The sequence below is a fragment of the Comamonas kerstersii genome, from assembly GCF_008801935.1.
In the GTDB taxonomy this organism is placed as follows: domain Bacteria; phylum Pseudomonadota; class Gammaproteobacteria; order Burkholderiales; family Burkholderiaceae_C; genus Comamonas; species Comamonas kerstersii.
On record NZ_VZOT01000005.1, the window covers coordinates 225,204 to 243,981 of the forward strand.

The window sequence follows — 18,778 nt, forward strand, 5'->3', positions numbered from 1 at the left end:
AGCAGATTTCCATAAAAAATAGCTGCCAGCGCCCATGAATCAAGCGCTGGCAGCTATTTTTTTGTGTGTGAATTTAGGCCTGTGGCTGCAGCACCTGGGCCGAGGCGGGTAGACCAAAGATGCGGTCAAAGGCCCAGTTAAACACATAGGTGTAGATCAGGAAGAAGGTCAGAATGCCGGCTTCCAGCACGGTGGCCTGCCACAGCGAGATATCAAACCACCAGGCCATGAGCGGAATCAGCATGGCAGCAATACCGCCTTCAAAGCCGATAGCGTGGGCCACGCGGCGCAGCACGGAGCGGCCCTTCTTGGTCTGGCGGGCTTCCCACTTTTCAAACAGCCAGTTGAAGATGACGTTCCAGGCAATGGCGATGGCCGAGGAGACCACGGCCATGGCGCCGGAAGAGGCGGCTTCCTGACCAATGGCCATGAACAGCGCGCTGCAGGCGATGATGGCAATGGTTTCATACAGGCCGACAAAAACGACGCGGCGCCAGGGGCCCTGCAGGCCCACGGCTTGTTGTGTAGTAATGGATGACATATGGGGGCCGAGTTTATGTGTAGAAAATTGACATTGAAAGTCAGGTCTTTTCAGATTTCTTGATAGGTTGCACCCATGCCTTTTCCTCCTGAACAAGTGCCGCTGTTTCTGACCGTGCTCGACAGCGGCTCGTTTTCTGCGGCAGCCCGCAGGCTGGGGCGCGTGCCTTCGGCCGTCAGCATGGCCATGGGGCAGCTGGAGGCGGAGCTGGGCCTGCAGCTGTTTGACCGTACTGGGCGTGAACCACGGCCCACCGCAGCTGCGCTGGCGCTGGAGCCGCAGGCGCGCCTGCTGGCGCAGCAGCTGCAATTGCTCAACCAGCAGGCCCAGGCCTTGCACGAAGGGCTGGAGCAGCGGCTGACGCTGGCCATTGCCCCCGAGCTGCTGACCACAGACTGGACGCAGGCACTGCGCCCGGTGGTGGAGCAGTACCCCTCGCTGGTGGTGGAAGTGCTGGCAGCGCCGCAGGACGATGCGCTGAACATGCTGCACACCGGCCGCGCCCAGCTGGCGCTGGTGTTCGAGCGCCCGGCCATGGATGCGCGTGAGGATTTTTGCGAGCAGGGGCATGAGACGCTGGTGGCCGTCATGTCACCGCAGCACCCCTGGTGCGCATTGCAGTCTGAAGGGGCACTGCCTGCGCTGGACATGTCGCAACTGGCCACGATGCGGCAGGTGCTGGTGGCCAGCCGCGATCTGAGCTTGCGCGACACCCGTTTTGTGTTTTCTCACAAGCTCTGGCGGGCTGACAACCACGCAGCGGCGCTGGCGCTGATTGCCAGCGGTCTGTGCTGGGGCTGGTTACCGCAAAGCCTGGTGGAAGCGCAGATTGCGCGGGGCGAGCTGCTGCGCATTCCCTTTGTCAACATCAGCAATGGCAACACCTTGTTTGTGGACTGGGTGTGGTCCAAGGAACGCACGCTGGGGCTGGCTGCGTCTTTGTTTGTGCAGACGCTCAAGGACAGGCGTGTGCAGGCTGGCAGCACACGTTCAGCAGCAGATGCTCTTTAAAAAATAGCGTGTTGCGCTGGTGTTTATTGGTTTCCCAGGTGCTTTCATGCGCAATTCGGCATAAATCCAGCGCTGGCAGCTATGCTTTGAATAACAAAAAAGCCGCTGCATGGGCAGCGGCCTGTCTGACACCCTCAGCAACAGCGCTTAGTGCTTGGCGGCGCGTGCATCCATGGCGCGCGAGAGGTCTGCCATCATGCGTGCGTCCTGCAGTGCCAGTTTCCAGGTCAACTCATCTGCGCGGGCCAGGCGACGGGCCTGTTGCCAGGCCTTCCACTGCTGCAGGCATGCCTGAAGCAGGCGGGGCAGCAAGGCGTTGGGATTGATGCGGGCAGAGTAAGTGGAGGTAGAGGTAGTCATGGTGTGGCTTTCCAGAGCACCCTGGCAATGGCTTGTGGCCTCAGTGGGTGCGGGACCCGAATACTAGGGTTATCCCTAAAACATTTCAAATTTATATTTTGAATTCCATTCATTCACAGCGGTGATGTTTAAATGGCGGCCGTATGCACCCTGAAGATTTCCGTTTTCTGGACCTCAATCTGCTGCGTGTGTTTGACACTGTCATGTCAGAGGGCAGTCTGACGCGTGCTGCAGATAAGTTGTCACTTACTCAGCCTGCGGTGAGCAATGCTATGCGCCGCCTGCGTGATGCCCTGGGCGACGAACTGCTGGTGCGCCACGGCCATGGCGTGCAGCCCACGCCGCGCGCCATGGTGCTGTGGCCGGTGGTGCGTGAAGCACTGGGTGCGCTGCAGCAGAGCCTGGCCCCTGAAGCCTTTGACCCGGCCACCGCCAGCCTGACGCTGGTGCTGGCCATGGCCGACGCCACCGCCAGCACACTGATGCCCAATCTCGTGCCCATCCTCGAGCAGGAAGCGCCTGCGCTCACCGTGCGCGTCCTGCCGCTGACCACGCGGGACCCGCGCAGCATGCTGGACAGCAAGACGGCGGACATGGCCGTGGGCCACTTCCCAGCCGTGCTGACCGATCTGACCGCCCGCGCCCAGGCGGGCACGCTGGTGGTGCATGAGCACCGGCGGCTGTATGACGGCGAATACGTGGCCGTGATGCGCAAGGGCCACCCGCTGGCCCTGATGCCGCTGACGCCGCTGACGCTGGAGCATTACTGCGCCGCTCGCCACCTGCTGGTGAGCTTTTCTGGCCGCGCCTATGGCTTTATCGACGAAGCCCTGGCTGCGCTGGGGCGTGAACGGCATATTGCGCTGACCGTGAACCAGTACACCACGGCTGCGCGTGTGGTCAGCCAGTCCGACCTGATTACCGTGCTGCCGCGCCACTTTGTGCCGATCACGGGCATCCAGCACCTGCTGCAGGTGCACCCGCTGCCGCTGGAAGTGCCTGCCGTGCGCGTGGATGCGTTGTGGCACAAGCGCGGCCCCAACCGTGCAGCCTATGACTGGCTGCTTCAGGCGCTGAACCGGGCGACGCTGAAAGCTTTTTCTCACTAGGCGCCACGTGCTGTGGTGATGCCCTTGGGGTGTGGACTATGAAACTTCAATTGCTCTCTGATCTTCATCTGGAAGTGCATCCCAACTTTGTGCCGCAGGCCGCCCCCGATGCCGATGTACTGGTGCTGGCCGGAGACATTGGCTCCTATCAGCCGGGCAGTCTGCTGCAGGGCGAGTACTTTGGGCTGGAGCGGTTTGCCAACTGGCCCTGCCCGGTGATTTTTGTGCCGGGCAACCATGAGTACGACATGCAGGACTGGGACGCGGCCCATGCGCGGCTGCGCCGGGTCTGCGAGGAGCTGGGCATCATCTGGCTGGAGCGCGAAACCGTGGTGCTGCACGGCGTGCGCTTTGTGGGCACCACCCTGTGGACGGACTATGACGCCATTGCTCTGCTGGACGAGCAGGTGCAGGCTGGCGACATGAGCCGCTTGCTGCGCCTGCGGGAAAAGTCTTTTCGCGCGGCCAACTTCTACCTGCAAAAGACGGGAGGCACACGCCATGGCGAGCCGTTTCTGGCTGCCCCCATGCGTGAGCAGGCACTGGGCTGTCAGAACTGGCTGCGCCAGGCGCTGGCCCAGCCTTTTGACGGAAAAACGGTGGTGGTCACGCACTTTGCACCCAGCCTGCGCAGCAGCGATCCACGCTATGGCATGGTGCCGGGCACGGCAGGCTTTTGCAGCGCGCTGGACGAGCTGTTGCCCCGCGCCGACCTGTGGCTGCACGGCCACCTGCATGCACCCAGCGACTATGTGGTGCAGGGGGAGGATGCCGAGCGCGGCGCATGGCGCTGCAGGGTCGTCGCCAATCCATTGGGCTATGAACGCAAAGGAGAACAGCGGTATTTCCAGCCCGCGACAAGCCTCACCGTATGATGTGGCGCGGGCCGCTTAAAAACATGACATAAGTCAAGACACAACAGACGCCAGCGACTACGCTTGTCCTTAGACCAGCGCACACCCTCCTGATCCTTGCTGCTCTGCCCCTGCATGTGTTGTACTGCCTGGGCTTTGCGCTTTGTCTCGGGCGCCACAAGGTGGTTTGCTGTGTGGTGTGTGCAGCGCTTATTCACTTGGAGATATCTCATGAAAATCTTGCTTGCTGTTGACGGCAGTCTTTTCACCAAAAAAATGCTGGCCTATCTGGCTGCGCATGAAGAGCTGATTACGGCCGGACGTCATGAATACACCGCGCTGACGGTGCAGCCTGCCCTGCCTCCCCGCGCCCGTGCTGCGCTGAGCAAGGAAATGGTGGAGGAGTACTACGCTGAGGAATCTGCCAAGGTGCTCGAGCCTGTGCAGAAGTTTCTGGCGCAGCACAGCATCACGCCTGTGTGCCGCAGCGAAGTGGGCCCTGCTGGCGAGACCATCGCCAAGATTGCCGAAAACGAAAAGTACGACCTGATCATCATGGGCACCCACGGCCACGGCGCGCTGGGCAAGCTGGTGATGGGCTCGGTCTCTACCCAGGTGCTGGCCAACTGCTCCGTGCCTGTGATGCTGATTCGCTGATCGCGCACGGCATTCGCCACACCAACACAAAGGGCTGCCATTCGGCAGCCCTTTGTGTTGGTGGAAGCAGTCTGACTCAGCGGTGCATCAGCGGCAGACGCAGCACAAAGCTGGCGCCTGGCTGGCCGTCCAGACGGCCCTCGCAGACCGCGCTGCCGCCGTGGCGCTGCGCAATGCTGCGCACCAGGGACAGGCCCAGTCCCACACCGCCGGAGCGCTCGCTGGCACCGGGCAGACGGTAGAACTTTTCAAAGATGCGCTCACGCTGGTTTTCGGGCACGCCGGGGCCAAAGTCCTCGACGCGGACCACGGCCATATCACCTTCGCGCGAGAGGATGAGCTGGATGTCGCCCGTGCTGTAGCGGCGTGCGTTTTCCAGCAGATTGCGCACAGCACGGCGCACCAGCTTGGCAATGGCCTTGACTTCCACACCCTCGGTGGCGCGCACTTCCAGGTCGGCATCCACGCGGGCACATTCTTCGGCGGCCAGACCTATCAGGTCGACCGCTTCGGTGCTGCCCACGTCCACATCGGGCTGCTCCAGCCGGCTGGCCAGCAGGATCTCATCGACCAGCTGGTCCAGCTCGTTGATGTTGCGCTGGATCTCGGCCTTGGCCTTGGTCACGGAAGGATCGTCCCCCATCAGCTCCAGCCCCATGCGAATGCGTGCCAGTGGCGAGCGCAGCTCGTGCGAGGCATTGGCCAGCAGCGACTTGTGCGACTGCACCAGCTCCTCAATGCGGCTGGCGGCGGCATTGAACTGGCGGGCCAGATCGGCCACTTCATCCTTGCCTTCGGTGGGCACACGCACGGTCAGATCGCCATCGCCAAAGCGCTTGACGCCCCGCTGCAGGTTTTCCAGGCGCTTGAGCAGGCGGCGAATGATGGGGAACACGCCGATGGCTACCGCCACGCCCACCAGCCCCAGCAGCCACAGAAAGCCGAACGGCGGCTGCATCCAGAAGGCCCAGACGTCATTGCGGGGCGGGCGGTGTCCACCGGGGCGGCCGTTGTTGCCCTGGCGGGGCGACATTTCCAGGTAAAAAATCTTGCCGTCTGCTGTGGCAATGGCAAAGCGCGGCACTTCGTTGTCGTGGTTGCGAATGCGCTCAAAAGGCCCCTGGAACAGCAGCTGACCGTAGCCATCGGTAATGCGCATCTCACGCGCCATGGCCGTGGGCGATGCCTGATCGCGGATGCGGTATTCCTCGGCTTCACGCCAGGCCCAGGCCACGATCAGCGTCAGCACGGCGACGCCGCCTACGACGGCCAGCCAGATGCGCAGATACAGGCGCTGTGAGAATGCGTTGAACATGGCGTGCTTCAGTCCTGCTGCTTGGCAAACACATAGCCCACACCGCGCACGGTGAGGATGCGCTTGGGCGATTTGGGGTCGGCCTCAATCGCAGCGCGGATGCGGCCCATGTGCACGTCGATGGAGCGGTCAAAGGCCTCCAGCTCACGGCCGCGCACGGCTTCCATGATCTGGTCACGTGTGAGCACACGGCCCGCGCGCTCGGCCAGTGCGACCAGCAGGTCAAACTGGTAGCTGGTCAGCTCGGCAGGCTGGCCGCCCACGCTCACGGTGCGTGCATCGCGGTCAATTTCCAGGCTGCCAAAGCGCAGCACATTGGCCGCTTCCGGCACGGCGGCGGCAGTTGCATCACCTCTGCGGCGCAAGATGGCGCGGATGCGTGCCAGCAGTTCACGCGGTTCAAAGGGCTTGGGCAGGTAGTCGTCCGCGCCAATTTCCAGGCCAATCACGCGGTCCATGGGGTCGCCCTTGGCGGTGAGCATCAGCACCGGCACCTGGGCCGCAGGACCGGGCATGGCACGCAGGCGGCGGCATACGTCCAGACCGTCCATGTCGGGCAGCATGAGGTCCAGGATCAGCAGATCCGGCAATGCACTGCTGCCCTGCAGATGGGCCAGGCCCGAGCTGGCGTCTGCGCAGTGTGTGACGCTCAGGCCGTTCTTGCCCAGATAGTCGCTGACCATGTCGGCCAGACGCACATCGTCTTCAATCATTAACAGGCTGTGTGTGCTCATAGGGGCAGTGTAGAGAAGCTGTTTGTCTGTTGCGTAAAGTCGGCGTAAAGCGCGAGAAACCACAAAAAAGAGAGCTGCTAGCGCTTGATGCTGCTTGGTTTGAAAGCAATTTGTTTTTCAATCCATTGCTGGATAAGCGCTGGCCGCTCTTTTTTCAGGAGTTTTTCTGTTTGACCCGTGAGGCCAGTGCCACCAGCACCAGCACCGGCAGCCCCAGGCAGGCTGTGCCTACAAAAAAGTGCACATAGCCGTAGGCATCCACAAACTGGCCGGAAAAGCCTGCCAGCCACTTGGGGGCCAGCATCATCATGGAGCTGAACAGCGCGTACTGCGTGGCCGAGTACTGCACATTGGTGAGGCTGGACAGATAGGCAATAAAGGCGGCCGAGGCAATGCCGCCGGCCAGGTTGTCGGCACTGACCACCAGCGTCAGCCCCGTCAGATCATGGCCACGTGTGGACAGCCAGGCAAACAGCAGATTGCTGGCGGCAGACAGCACCGCGCCCAGCATGAGCACGCGCATCACGCCCCAGCGCATGGCCATGGCACCGCCCACAAAGGCTCCGAGCAAGGTCATGACCACGCCGAACACTTTGGTGACGGCGGCCACCTCGTCCTTGCTGAAGCCCATGTCCACATAGAAGGGGTTGGCCATGATGCCCATGACCACATCGCTGATGCGATACACGGCAATCAACGACAGCACCAGCGCGGCCTGCCAGCGGTAGCGGCGGATAAAGTCGGCAAACGGTGCCACCAGCGCACCGCGCAGCCAGTCCATCAGACCTTTGGAAGGGGGCAGGGGGGCGGGGTTGGGCTCCCGCGAGCACAGCACCGTCACCATGCCGACCAGCATGCTGGCGGCCATGACCAGATAGGCGACCTGCCAGGCCTGCTGCATATAGCCCTCGACCTGGCCCTGTACGCGCGCAGCCAGCCACAGGGCTCCGGCTCCGGCCCAGATCATGGCGAGCCGGTAGCCAGTCTGGTAAGTAGCCGCCAGCGCTGCCTGGTGGTCGGTGTCGGCCGACTCAATGCGAAAGGCATCCAGCGCAATGTCCTGCGTGGCCGAGCCAAAGGCCACAGCCAGTGCGCACCAGATGATGGGGTTCAGGGTCGTGAGCGGGTCGCTCAGCGCCATGCCAACCAGCCCGCCCATGATCATCAACTGCGACAGCAGCAGCCAGCTGCGCCTGCGCCCCAGTGCGCGCGTGAGCAGCGGCAGCGGCATGCGGTCCACCAGCGGCGACCACATCCACTTGAAGGCATAGGCCAGGGCCACCCAGCTCAGATAGCCAATGGTGGTGCGGTTGATGCCTGCTTCGCGCAGCCAGAACGAGAGCGTGCCCAGCACCAGCAACAGCGGAAGCCCGGCCGAAAAACCCAGGACCAGCATGCGCAGGCTGGCCGGTTCGGCATAGACCTTGAGGGTCGCGGCCCAGGAGCGGCGTGAGGGGGAGGAAGCAGCGGTGGCTGCGGAAGATTCTTCAGACATGGTGCACAACAAAAAGCCTTAGCCATTATGACCAGCAGCACTGCGATTGCAGGTCTGCTGCGGTGTTTGATTGCGCACTGTTACCTGCAGGCCGCTGTGCATGCTGCGCGACAGAAAGCGGCACGGTTTTGGCATAGCATGCCGCCATGTCGCAATCGTCTTCTTCCGCGCACGGCGTGGTGCTGGTGCTGATCGCTGCCATGCTGTGGGGCACCACAGGCACGGCCCAGAGTTTTGCGCCCGCAGGCATGTCGCCGCTGTGGGTGGGAGCGCTGCGCCTGGTCATGGCCGGGCTGTTTTTTGTGCTGCTGGGCCGCCTGCTGCGCACGGACAGCAGCCATCGCCCTGCGCCCATGGACTGGCCGCGCATGCTGCTGTGTGCGCTGTGCATGCTGACCTACAACATGGCATTTTTTGCCGGGCTCAAGCTCACCGGCATTGGGCTTGGCACTGCCGTGGCGCTGGGCTCCAGCCCCGTCTGGGCAGGGCTGCTGCAGGCCGTGATTCAGCGCCGCCTGCCGGGCGCGGTGTGGTGGCTCGGCACGGCCATTGGTGTGGTGGGCGGCTTTGTGATGACCCAGGGCAAGGGCGGTGACATGAGCGGCTCACTGCCCGGGCTGCTGCTGTGCCTGCTGGCCGGTCTGGCCTACGGGGCCTATGCCGTTATCAGCCAGCCGCTGGTGCTCAAGAGCGGTGTGACGCGTGTGAACGCCTGGGTGTTTCTGACGGCGGCCCTGCTGTCGCTGCCAATTGCGGCCTGGCTGGGCGGCGTGCCGGATGCCAGCGCCCGCAGCTGGGCCGTGGTGGTCTATCTGGGCGTGGTGGCGACAGGGCTGTCCTATCTGTGCTTTTCCACCGGGCTGCGCACCGTGTCTGCGGCCACCAGCGTGGCGCTGAGCAAGTTTGAGCCCATTACGGCCTTTGTGCTGTCCATTGTGGTGGTGGGAGAGCAACCGGGCTGGCTGGCCTTTGTGGGGCTGGGAATGGTGTTGCTGGGCCTGTGGCTGGTGGTGCGTGGCGAAATGCGGGACAGCCGCAAAGCTGCTGCCGCCTGAGCTGAAAAACGCTTTGCAGCTGTGCACTGCAACAGCGCGTGCAGGCAGTCTGACGCACGGGTGGCGTGACGCAGACTGCAAAGGCCTTTTCAGGCCTCAGGTGTTGCCCACATAAGGATTGGTCTTGCGTTCACGGCCAAAGCTGCTTTCCGGGCCATGGCCGGGAATGAAGACGGTGGCATCGCCCATGGGCCACAGGCGCTGGACGATGGAGTCAATCAGCTGCTGGTGGTTGCCCTGGGGAAAGTCGGTGCGGCCAATGCTGCCTGCAAACAGCACATCGCCGACAAAGCAGCGCTCAATCTGGGGCGCATGGAACACCACATGGCCGGGCGTATGGCCGGGGCAGTGGCGTACCTGCAGGGTTTCCTTGCCGATCTGCACCGTGTCGCCATCGTGCAGCCAGCGTGTGGGCACAAAGCTGCGCGAAGGCGGAAAGCCGAACATGGCACCCTGCTGGGCCAGGCCGTCAATCCAGAACTGGTCGCCCTCGTGCGGGCCGATGATGTCGAGCTGGTACTTGTCTGCCAGATCGGCCACGCCGCCCGCATGGTCGATGTGGGCATGCGTGACCCAGATGGCCTTGAGCTGCAGGCCCAGGCGGTCAATTTCCCACTCGATGGCTTCCAGATCTCCACCGGGGTCGATCACGGCAGCTTCCTGCGTCTGGTCACACCAGACCAGCGAGCAGTTTTGCTGAAACGCTGTAACGGGAATGGTCTTGTACTGGAGCATGGGGCGATGTGTAGGGCTGGGGTGTCAGAAATCAGGCGGACATTGTCACCCAAGTCCCGCTCCGGCAAAAAGCCTGGTGCAGCCGGGGCATGCACCAGGCTTGCAACTGAAGACGCCGTGCGTCTGCCGCCACGGCATTGGCATCGGCCGTGGTGCTGAGCACGAGGTTGTGGCCCATGGTGGCCTTGCTCATCTTGCCCACGTGCGTGAGCGTCATGGTGTACTGGCGGCAGGTTTTGGGCACCACCACGTTCTTGATGTCGAACTGCATCTTGTCATCGCTGGCGATGGTGATGGCGCAGTCAGACGCCAGCGCAGGCATTGCCATGCCGCAGGCAGCCAGCCAGCAGGCTCAGGATTCGCAGTGTTGGTTTCATGGATGCATGCTTCCTTATGTTGTCCTTGTGGCAGGGGGCTGCAGGCCCTCTTGTTTCTGCGATGAGCACCTGTCCAGAGACGGTGTGCGATTGCGCCCGCCATTGAAGCAGGGCCTGCGCATCCGGCGTTTGACACCTCTCAACATCTACGAGGGGTGTGGGCTGGAAATGCTTTCACTTTAATAGCTTGTAGCGCTTGATATATATTGTTTTCCCATAGTTTTTATTGTGAAAACACCATCAGTCAAGCACTAAATGCTATGAAATTGTTTTGCCTTGCCATGTCGTCGCTGGGCAGTGCGCGCACTGCATGTCTGCGCCCAAGTACACACAGGTCACGGGGAATGCCGCATTGCAGTTAGGATTCGCAACATTTGCAGCATTCGCGTCCGTGTGGCACCGCCTGCCATGACCGGCGTATTTGCATGATTGCTCCTCTTTTCTAATTGCGCTGTTGTGTCTATTTCTACTTCTGCTGCAGCTGCTGAGTGCCAGCCTGCTTTCACTGAACGCGATTTCCGCAATGCGCTGGGTCAGTTCGCCACGGGCGTGACCGTGGTGACGACGGTAGATGCACAGGGTCAGCCCGTGGGCATGACGGTCAGCTCCTTCAACTCGGTGTCGCTGGACCCTGCGCTGGTGCTGTGGAGTCTGGGCAAGCACGCAGGTTGCTTCCCGGCCTTTGCACAGGCCAGCCACTATGCCATCCATGTGCTGGCCAGCCACCACCAGGAACTGGCCTTGCAGTTCGCGCGCCGGGGTGTGGACCGCTTTGCCGGTGTGGCCTGGCATGCGAATGCGCAGGGCGTGCCGCTGCTCGACGATGCACTGGCCACCTTCGAGTGCCGTGCACGCAGCCAGTACGCCGAGGGCGATCATCTGATTCTGGTGGGTGAGGTACTGGCCTGCCACCATGCGGCACACCCTGAGCCCTTGCTCTACCACCGTGGTGTCATGCGCTGAGGCGCCAGAAGGTGGCACAAAAAACAAAACCGCAGCCCGGCAACGGGACTGCGGTTTTTTTGTGCGAAATGGTGTGAAGACCGGGATTTAGCGCGTGGTTTCGGGCAGCTCGATCTTGACTTCCAGCACTTCCAGATTGTCCTGACGCTCAAGTTGCACCTTGATGTCATCGGGATTGATGGACACGTACTTGGACACCACCGCCATCAGCTCGCGCTGCAGGGCAGGCAGATAGTCTGGCTGTGCGCTGGAGCCACCGATGCGCTCGCGCGCCAGAATGATTTGCAGGCGTTCTTTGGCTACGGAAGCGGATTTTTTCTTTTCGCCCAGGAGCATGGAAATCAGGGACATCGTGGCTTACCTCCCGCCAAAGATGCGTTTGAAGAAACCGGGCTTGTTGGCCTCGGTAAAGCGCATGGGCTTGTCTTCGCCCAGGAAGCGGGACACCACATCCTTGTATGCCTCAGAGACGTCCGAGCCTTCTATGTGGATCGCAGGAATGCCCTGGTTGGAGGCCTGCAGCACGGTTTCAGATTCGGGAATCACGCCGATCAGCGGGATGCGCAGAATGTCTTCAATGTCCTGGATGGACAGCATCTGGCCGTCCTCCACGCGGTTGGGGTTGTAGCGCGTGATCAGCAGGTGTTCCTTGACGCTTTCGCCCTTGGTGGCCTTGTCGGTCTTGGAGCTGAGCATGCCCAGAATGCGGTCCGAGTCGCGCACGGACGAGACTTCGGGGTTGGTCGTCACCAGTGCTTCGTCAGCATAGTGCATGGCCAGCAGCGCACCGCTTTCAATACCCGCGGGCGAGTCGCAGATGATGAACTCAAAACCCATGTCGGCCAGATCGTCCAGCACCTTCTTCACGCCTTCCTGCGTGAGGGCTTCCTTGTCGCGTGTCTGCGACGCGGCCAGCACAAACAGGTTGTCGCACTGCTTGTCCTTGATCAGCGCCTGGTTCAGATTGGCTTCTCCGTGGATCACGTTGATCAGGTCATAGACCACGCGGCGCTCGCAGCCCATGATCAGGTCCAGATTACGCAGGCCGACGTCGAAATCGATCACTGCTGTCTTGTGGCCGCGCAGGGCGAGGCCGGATGCAAAGCTTGCACTGGTGGTGGTCTTACCTACGCCACCTTTTCCGGAAGTCACTACGACGATTTTGGCCATGTTTGCTGGGTTCCTTAGAGAAGAATCTTGTGAGGGTGGGTTCAATGGTGAATGCTGCTCATGCTAAACGCAAAGGCTCAATGATCAATTTCTCGCCGTCCAGCCGGGCCTGTGCAGGCTTGCCTGCAATGTCCTTGGGCAGATCGGTTTCCAGTGCACGGTAGTTGCCAGCGATGGACAGCAACTGGGGTTCCATGCAGGTGCTGAAGATGCGGGCATTGGCATTGCCACGCGCACCCGCTACAGCGCGGCCGCGCAGCGGGGCATACACATGGACATTGCCGTCGGCAATGACTTCTGCACCATAACTCACCACGGCCATGACCACCAGATCACAGCCCTTGGCGTAGATCTGCTGGCCCGAGCGCAGGGGCTTGTCAATGATCATGGCGTTGGCAGCAGGCGCAGGCACCTCTCGAATCACTTCCACAGGCACTTCCCGGATGACTTCCACCTCACGCACGACTTCCTTGGTGCGCACGGGGTGGGCGTCGGGCGCTGGCATCAGGCCCGCTGCATGGGCAGCGGCCATCTGCTCGGCCGAGCCATTGCACACGGCCACGGGCACGGTGCGGTGCTTTTTCAGCAGTTTGATGAGCTTGGGGAAGTCGATGGCGTCCGTGCTGTCCTGCACATGCTGCAGGTCAATCAGTACGGGATCATTGTCGAAAAAATCCGGATCATTGGCCAGGCGCTGGGCCAGGTCCTGGGCAATCACGTTTACTTGGGTGTCTCGCACCGCGACGGCCATTACGGGCAGCTGGGCGCTTTTGAGGTCAAAGCTGGAGCGGGCGGTGCCCAACGAGTCAACGGCCATGGTAAGGATTGCGGTTAGATGGAGAGGGCGCAACGCAAAACGCGCTAAGTGTACCCCGCGCGCCTGCAGGCACCAGCCAGACAGTGCCGCACATTGCAAAAGCTTGTAGCGTGTACGCTGCGTCTGGCTTATACCGCGACAGTGTGACGGGCCGCATGGCGCTGTGCATAGGCCACAAACCACTGCAGGCTGGCCGGGTTGGCCATGGTGTCCTTGTTGACCACTTTTTCCAGTGGCTGCCCCAGCAGCAGCTTCTTGATGGGCAGCTCCTGCTTCTTGCCCGTGAGGGTGCGTGGGATCTCCGGCACCTGCACGATCTCATCCGGCACAAAGCGTGGCGAGAGCGCAGTGCGAATGGCGTCTGCCAGCTGCTCGCGCAGGGCATCGTCCAGCTGCAGGCCGTCGCGCAGCACCACAAACATGGGCATGAAGCTCTCGCGGCCCAGGTACTCCAGGTCCACCACCATGCTGTCCAGCACCTCAGGTAGGGCTTCGACAGCGCGGTAGATCTCGCTGGTGCCCATGCGCAGGCCGTGGCGGTTGATGGTGGCATCACTGCGGCCATAGATGGTGCAGCCGCCATGTGCAGAGATACGCAGCCAGTCGCCATGGCGCCAGACGCCGCCCATGTCTGCCGGGCCATCGCTGCCGCCGGGCTGTCTGCCGTGGCCGGGCGGGTACATGTCGAAATAGCTGGACAGGTAGCGTTTGCCTTCCGCATCGCCCCAGAAGTACAGCGGCATGGAGGGTATGGGCTGCGTGCAGACCAGCTCGCCCACGGCGTCGATCACCGGACGGCCTTGCTCGTCCCAGGCCTCGACCGCTGCGCCCAGCATGCGGCACTGCATCTCGCCGGGGTACTGGGGCAGCTCGCGGTTGCCGCCGATGAAGGCTCCGCAGAAATCTGTGCCGCCCGAGATGTTGTTCCACCAGATGTCAGGTGTGCCCAGGGCTGCGAACTGCTGCATGCCCCAGTGCTGCACATCGGGCGACAGGGGGGAGCCCGTGCTGCCCAGGCTGGTGATGCGCGAAAGATCGCCGCACTGCGACAGCTCTATCCCGGCCTTCATGCAGTTGGCATAGAAGGCTGCGCCAGCGCCGAAGCTGGTGACTGCGTGGCGCGCTGCAAAGCGCCAGAGCACACCCCAGTCGGGCTGCTCCTTGCTGCCGCCTGGGCTGCCGTCATAGATCACACAGGTCGTGCCGCCCAAAAGACCTGCGAGCTGCGAGTTCCACATCACCCAGCCGGTAGAGCTGTACCAGTGAAAGCGTTCCCCCCAGCTCTCGGGCGCATAGCTGCAGCCCACATCGCTGTGCAGGGCCTTCATGGTCAGGGCCACCAGCATGATGCCGCCGTGGCCATGCACGATGGGCTTGGGCAGGCCGGTGGTGCCGCTGGAATACACAATCCACAGCGGGTGGTCGAAGGGCAGCCACAGGGGGGTGAAGCTGTGCAGCTGCGCATCGTCACGCTGCATGAGGGTGCTCCAGTCCGCAGCGCCCTGCACCGGAGCCTGCGCCCAGCGTGTAGACAGGACGATGCAGTGCTGCAGGCTGGGCAGCCTGGCGCGCAGCTCCTGCACGATGCTGCTGCGGTCCATGGGCTTGCCGGCGTAGTAGACGCCATCCACGGCAATCAATGCCTTGGGTGCAATCTGCTCAAAGCGGTCCAGCACTGCTGCCGTACCCATGTCGGGCGAGCACACGCTCCACACCGCGCCAATGCTGACCACGGCCAGCATGGCCACCATGGCCTGGGGAATATTGGGCAGATAGGCTGCGACCCGGTCGCCCGGGCGAATGCCCTGTGCCTGCAGGTGCAGGGCCAGGGCGGCAACCTGGCGGCGCAGCTCGGGCCAGCTCAGTGTGGTGATTTCGCCCAGCTCGTTGTCTGCAATCACTGCAGGCATGCCTGCGGCATCGGCCGCTTCCACATGGCGCAGCACCTGCTGCGCGTAATTGACCTGTGCACCCGGAAACCACTGCGCCCCGGGCATGCAGTTGCGGCCCAGCGCCGCGCTGTGCGGGGTGGGCGACTGGATATCGAAATAGCGCCAGATGCTTTGCCAGAAGGCTTCCAGATCGGTGGTGGACCAGCGCCAGAGCGCGTCATAGCTGTCAAAGTGCAGGTCGTAGTGCTGGGCCAGCCATTGCTGGTAGTGGCGCATCAGCGGCGTGCGGCGGGTATGGGGCAGGGTGGGGGCAGACATGCATCCCAGCCTAGCGAGCCGCGCCGTGGTGCACCATGCCAGCGCCCCGGATTGACAAGCGGCAAGTTCTGGCGCGTGCCCGCTGACGGGCACAAAGGGTGTGTCAAGGACATGCCATTGATGCAATGCAAGCCACGGCCAAGCCAAACCGGCCGACAATGCACGGACCGCACAGGCAGCGAGGCCCGTAGATCAGGCCACAATAGGCCCTACTTTCACAGTGATTGCACACATGTCCATGAACACCGATGTCCTTATTGTGGGCGCAGGTCCTGCCGGCCTGTCGCTTGCCATTTCGTTGGCCCAGGCGGGCTTGCAAGCCACGGTGCTGGAACTGCAAGGCGAATCCCAGCTGGCCCAGCCCGCACCCGATGGGCGCGAGATCGCGCTGACCCATCCCAGCGTGCAGATCCTGCAGCGTCTGGGCACCTGGGGCAGGCTGCAAGACCATGAGATTGGCACCATCCGTGATGCCATCGTGCATGACGGCCCCGTAGGCCTGCGTTCCACGCTGGACATCGTCTCTGACGGCAGTGGCGCAGACTATCTGGGCCGCATCGTGCCCAACCATGCCCTGCGCCGCACGGCCTGGGAAGTGGCCAGCACCACCGAAGGCGTGCACATCATCACCGGTGCACGCGTGACCCAGGTGACGGTCACGCCTTCCCATGCTGAAGTTCACTACACCCAGGACGACAACGGCGTGCGCGTGGATGGTGCACCGCTCAAAGCGCCGCTGGTGATTGCGGCAGATAGCCGTTTTTCCAGCGTGCGCCGCATGCTGGGCGTGGGGGCGCAGATGACGGACTTTGGCCGCAGCGTCATCGTCTGCCGCCTCAGCCACACCGTGCCGCATGAAGGCAAGGCCCATGAATGCTTTGGCTATGACCGCACCCTGGCCATCCTGCCGCTGCAGCCTGATCCTGAAACTGGCGCGCTGCTGTGCTCTGCGGTGGTGACCACGGATTCGGCCGATGCGCAGCAGCTCATGCAGCTCTCGCCCGAAGACTTTGCGGCCCATGTGCACAACCATTTTCAGGGCCGCCTGGGGGACATGAAGCTGGTGGGTGAGCGCCACATCTACCCCCTGGTGGCCACCTATGCCCACCGCTTCAGCGGCACGCGCTTTGCGCTGCTGGGTGATGCCGCCATCGGTATGCACCCAGTCACGGCACATGGCTTCAACCTGGGGCTTTCGGGTGTGGAGCGCCTGACGGCCTGCATCGTGTCGGCCTATGGTGCTGGTCAGGACTGGGGCCGCGCCGAAGTGCTGGAGCCCTATGCCCAGGGCCACCATCGTCATGCCTGGCCCATCTTCCAGGGCACGAACACCGTGGTGAAGCTGTTCACCGATGCGCGCCCCGTGCCACGGCTGGTGCGTCAGGCGGTGATCGGCCTGTCGCGCAACATGCCGCCCGTCAAGGCGGCCATCGTGGCGCAGCTCACGGGCCGTAGCCCCTGGTCCGTCATCCGCGGCCAGCTGCCTGCGCTGCCGTTTTTTTCGCGCAACATGCGCTGACTTCAAAAAACAGAGTGCCCAGCGCTGAACTTTGCTTGCTTTTCAAGGCTTAGGGCTTTGAATGCAAGCAAAGTCAAGCGCAAGCTGCTCCTAAAAATATAGTTAAGCAAAAATCTCGCTGGCACGCTGTCTGCTTGTGTTTAGCTGACATGCAAGCACGTATGCCTGGCGAGGACATGCCGTGCCCGGTCGAAAGCTTCTAACATCGCGCCAGCAATTTTTACGGAGCAAAAAAATGGGAATGTTTTCCTGGACTGCAAAGTCCCCCGCAGCGCTGAAAAACGGCGGTGTGATCGGGCCTGACGAGCGTCTGCCCTGGGGCCAGACGGGGCTGATGGGCATTCAGCACGTGGTCGCCATGTTCGGCTCGACGGTGCTGGCTCCCATCCTCATGGGCTTTGACCCCAATCTGGCCGTGCTGATGAGCGGCATCGGCACGCTGATTTTCTTCCTCATCACCGGCGGCAAGGTGCCCAGCTATCTGGGCTCTTCTTTTGCCTTCATCGGCGTGGTGAACGTGGCCACCGGCTATGTGGCCACCCATGGTGCCAATGCCAACATCGGCCTGGCGCTGGGCGGCATCATTGCCTGCGGTCTGGTCTACACCCTGATTGGCTTCCTGGTGCAGGCCATTGGTACGGGCTGGATTGAGCGCTTCATGCCTCCCGTCGTGACGGGTGCGGTGGTGGCCGTGATTGGTCTGAACCTGGCAGCCATTCCCGTCAAGAACATGGCGGCCAACAACTTTGATGCCTGGATGCAGGCCGTGACCTTCGTGTCCGTGGCGCTGGTGGCCGTATTTACCAGCGGCATGCTGCAGCGCCTGCTGATTCTGATGGGCCTGATCGTCGCTTCCATCATCTATGCCGTGCTGACCAATGGCATGGGTCTGGGCAAGCCCATGGACCTGAGCGGCGTTGCCAATGCCGCATGGTTTGGCCTGCCTACGCTGCACGCCCCTGTGTTCAACGCCAATGCCATGCTGCTGATCGTGCCCGTGGTCATCATTCTGGTGGCCGAGAACCTGGGCCACATCAAGGCCGTGACCGCCATGACTGGCAAGAACCTGGACAAGTACATGGGCCGTGCCTTCATCGGTGACGGTGTAGCCACCATGGTCTCCGGTGCGGCCGGCGGCACCGGCGTGACTACCTATGCCGAAAACATCGGCGTGATGGCCGCCACGCGCATCTACTCCACCGCCGTGTTCCTGTTTGCGGCGCTGCTGGCCGTGCTGCTGGGCTTCAGCCCCAAGTTTGGTGCGCTGATTCAGGCGATTCCGCTGCCCGTGATGGGCGGCGTGTCCATCGTGGTGTTCGGTCTGATCGCCATTGCGGGAGCCAAGATCTGGGTGGATAACAAGGTGGACTTCTCCGACACCAAGAACCTGATCGTGGCCGCCATCACCTTGATTCTGGGCACGGGCGAATTCACGCTGAAGTTCGGCGATTTCGCACTGGGCGGCATTGGTACCTCGACCTTTGGTGCCATCATTCTTTATGCCCTGCTCAGCCGCGCCAAGCGCAGCTAAGCAGTTGCTGCTCGATACCACTGTGTAAAACCGGCCTGCTTAGCAGGTCGGTTTTTTTATGGGATTGCTGCGGTGCAGCAAATCTAGGTGTTTACCCTGGTTTTTGCGACGTTAGTAGCTACTCTGCCGCGAATCCAGTAATGACAATGGGTTAGAGACCTACGCAGAACTACGCACTATGCTTAGGTCAAGGGTTAACGCTGATACCATCTCCCCCGGAGATAGGGAGCCGACCAAGATGTCGCCAGTACAACAACAGCCTGCACGAACAGGCAAGCGAGGAGCGTGAAAGCCCCCTGTGCATGTTGGCCGTCCCGATAAAGCC

19 protein-coding genes are annotated in these 18,778 nt (G+C 62.1%); 8 read left to right on the forward strand and 11 right to left on the reverse strand.

All coding sequences use genetic code 11. The annotated features are described in order from the left end of the window. Window positions 1-73 precede the first annotated feature (73 nt). Complete coding sequence (locus F7P80_RS09840) at window positions 74-541, reverse strand: PACE efflux transporter (protein ID WP_054067908.1); 468 nt, start codon at window positions 539-541, stop codon at window positions 74-76. A 75-nt stretch (window positions 542-616) separates the two neighbouring features. Here F7P80_RS09840 and F7P80_RS09845 point away from each other — a divergent pair, with 75 nt between their 5' ends. Next, complete coding sequence (locus F7P80_RS09845) at window positions 617-1,552, forward strand: LysR family transcriptional regulator (protein WP_151044409.1); 936 nt, start codon at window positions 617-619, stop codon at window positions 1,550-1,552. Between the two features lie 147 nt (window positions 1,553-1,699). Here the strand turns inward: F7P80_RS09845 and F7P80_RS09850 are convergent, their stop codons facing one another. Continuing rightward, window positions 1,700-1,912, reverse strand: a complete 213-nt coding sequence (locus tag F7P80_RS09850) for a hypothetical protein (protein ID WP_151044411.1) — start codon at window positions 1,910-1,912, stop codon at window positions 1,700-1,702. A 143-nt stretch (window positions 1,913-2,055) separates the two neighbouring features. On the opposite strand from F7P80_RS09850, the gene F7P80_RS09855 reads away from it, so the two are divergent. The 3 genes from F7P80_RS09855 (at window position 2,056) to F7P80_RS09865 (ending at window position 4,532) form a co-directional block, all read left to right on the forward strand. Continuing rightward, window positions 2,056-3,021: a LysR family transcriptional regulator gene (locus F7P80_RS09855; RefSeq protein WP_151044413.1), complete on the forward strand. Its 966-nt coding sequence runs from the start codon at window positions 2,056-2,058 to the stop codon at window positions 3,019-3,021. A gap of 38 nt (window positions 3,022-3,059) precedes the next feature. After that, window positions 3,060-3,896 (forward strand): metallophosphoesterase, encoded by an 837-nt coding sequence (locus tag F7P80_RS09860; protein WP_151044415.1) that lies wholly within the window; start codon window positions 3,060-3,062, stop codon window positions 3,894-3,896. Between the two features lie 210 nt (window positions 3,897-4,106). Next, complete coding sequence (locus F7P80_RS09865; protein ID WP_151044417.1) at window positions 4,107-4,532, forward strand: universal stress protein; 426 nt, start codon at window positions 4,107-4,109, stop codon at window positions 4,530-4,532. 76 nt (window positions 4,533-4,608) lie between these two features. Here the strand turns inward: F7P80_RS09865 and F7P80_RS09870 are convergent, their stop codons facing one another. From F7P80_RS09870 to F7P80_RS09880, 3 genes are all read right to left on the reverse strand, one after another. Beyond that, window positions 4,609-5,847 (reverse strand): ATP-binding protein, encoded by a 1,239-nt coding sequence (locus tag F7P80_RS09870; protein ID WP_054067914.1) that lies wholly within the window; start codon window positions 5,845-5,847, stop codon window positions 4,609-4,611. An 8-nt stretch (window positions 5,848-5,855) separates the two neighbouring features. Further along, the gene (locus tag F7P80_RS09875) at window positions 5,856-6,581 is read right to left on the reverse strand and encodes a response regulator (RefSeq protein WP_151044419.1); all 726 of its coding nucleotides are present in this window, start codon (window positions 6,579-6,581) and stop codon (window positions 5,856-5,858) included. A 154-nt stretch (window positions 6,582-6,735) separates the two neighbouring features. Continuing rightward, entirely contained in the window at window positions 6,736-8,076 is a 1,341-nt protein-coding gene (locus F7P80_RS09880; RefSeq protein WP_151044421.1) for an AmpG family muropeptide MFS transporter, read from the reverse strand. A gap of 146 nt (window positions 8,077-8,222) precedes the next feature. Here F7P80_RS09880 and F7P80_RS09885 point away from each other — a divergent pair, with 146 nt between their 5' ends. Continuing rightward, window positions 8,223-9,131, forward strand: coding sequence for a DMT family transporter (locus F7P80_RS09885; RefSeq protein WP_151044423.1), 909 nt, complete (start codon window positions 8,223-8,225; stop codon window positions 9,129-9,131). Between the two features lie 96 nt (window positions 9,132-9,227). Here F7P80_RS09885 and F7P80_RS09890 read toward each other — a convergent pair whose 3' ends face one another. Together F7P80_RS09890 and F7P80_RS09895 are read right to left on the reverse strand one after the other, a co-directional pair. After that, entirely contained in the window at window positions 9,228-9,866 is a 639-nt protein-coding gene (locus F7P80_RS09890) for an MBL fold metallo-hydrolase (RefSeq protein WP_054067918.1), read from the reverse strand. Between the two features lie 31 nt (window positions 9,867-9,897). Continuing rightward, window positions 9,898-10,194 carry a plastocyanin/azurin family copper-binding protein gene (locus F7P80_RS09895; protein ID WP_151044425.1) on the reverse strand — a complete coding sequence of 99 codons (297 nt, stop codon included), beginning with the start codon at window positions 10,192-10,194 and terminating at the stop codon, window positions 9,898-9,900. Between the two features lie 505 nt (window positions 10,195-10,699). Here F7P80_RS09895 and F7P80_RS09900 point away from each other — a divergent pair. Then, on the forward strand, window positions 10,700-11,206 hold the full coding sequence (locus tag F7P80_RS09900) for a flavin reductase family protein (RefSeq protein WP_114070970.1): 507 nt from the start codon (window positions 10,700-10,702) through the stop codon (window positions 11,204-11,206). Between the two features lie 87 nt (window positions 11,207-11,293). Here F7P80_RS09900 and minE read toward each other — a convergent pair whose 3' ends face one another. The 4 genes from minE to F7P80_RS09920 all read right to left on the reverse strand — a co-directional run bounded on the left by minE (window position 11,294) and on the right by F7P80_RS09920 (window position 15,403). Continuing rightward, the gene (gene minE, locus F7P80_RS09905) at window positions 11,294-11,557 is read right to left on the reverse strand and encodes a cell division topological specificity factor MinE (protein ID WP_054067920.1); all 264 of its coding nucleotides are present in this window, start codon (window positions 11,555-11,557) and stop codon (window positions 11,294-11,296) included. 6 nt (window positions 11,558-11,563) lie between these two features. Next, window positions 11,564-12,376: a septum site-determining protein MinD gene (gene minD, locus F7P80_RS09910; protein ID WP_077345397.1), complete on the reverse strand. Its 813-nt coding sequence runs from the start codon at window positions 12,374-12,376 to the stop codon at window positions 11,564-11,566. Between the two features lie 58 nt (window positions 12,377-12,434). Further along, the gene (minC, locus tag F7P80_RS09915; RefSeq protein WP_054067922.1) at window positions 12,435-13,193 is read right to left on the reverse strand and encodes a septum site-determining protein MinC; all 759 of its coding nucleotides are present in this window, start codon (window positions 13,191-13,193) and stop codon (window positions 12,435-12,437) included. A gap of 128 nt (window positions 13,194-13,321) precedes the next feature. Then, window positions 13,322-15,403, reverse strand: coding sequence for an acetoacetate--CoA ligase (locus F7P80_RS09920; RefSeq protein ID WP_151044427.1), 2,082 nt, complete (start codon window positions 15,401-15,403; stop codon window positions 13,322-13,324). Window positions 15,404-15,635: 232 nt separating this feature from the next. On the opposite strand from F7P80_RS09920, the gene ubiM reads away from it, so the two are divergent. Continuing rightward, window positions 15,636-16,922 (forward strand): 5-demethoxyubiquinol-8 5-hydroxylase UbiM, encoded by a 1,287-nt coding sequence (gene ubiM / locus F7P80_RS09925; protein ID WP_151044429.1) that lies wholly within the window; start codon window positions 15,636-15,638, stop codon window positions 16,920-16,922. A 235-nt stretch (window positions 16,923-17,157) separates the two neighbouring features. Further along, a complete protein-coding gene (locus F7P80_RS09930; protein WP_054067925.1) occupies window positions 17,158-18,453 on the forward strand; it encodes a solute carrier family 23 protein in 1,296 nt (431 codons plus the stop codon). Window positions 18,454-18,778: the final 325 nt, after the last annotated feature.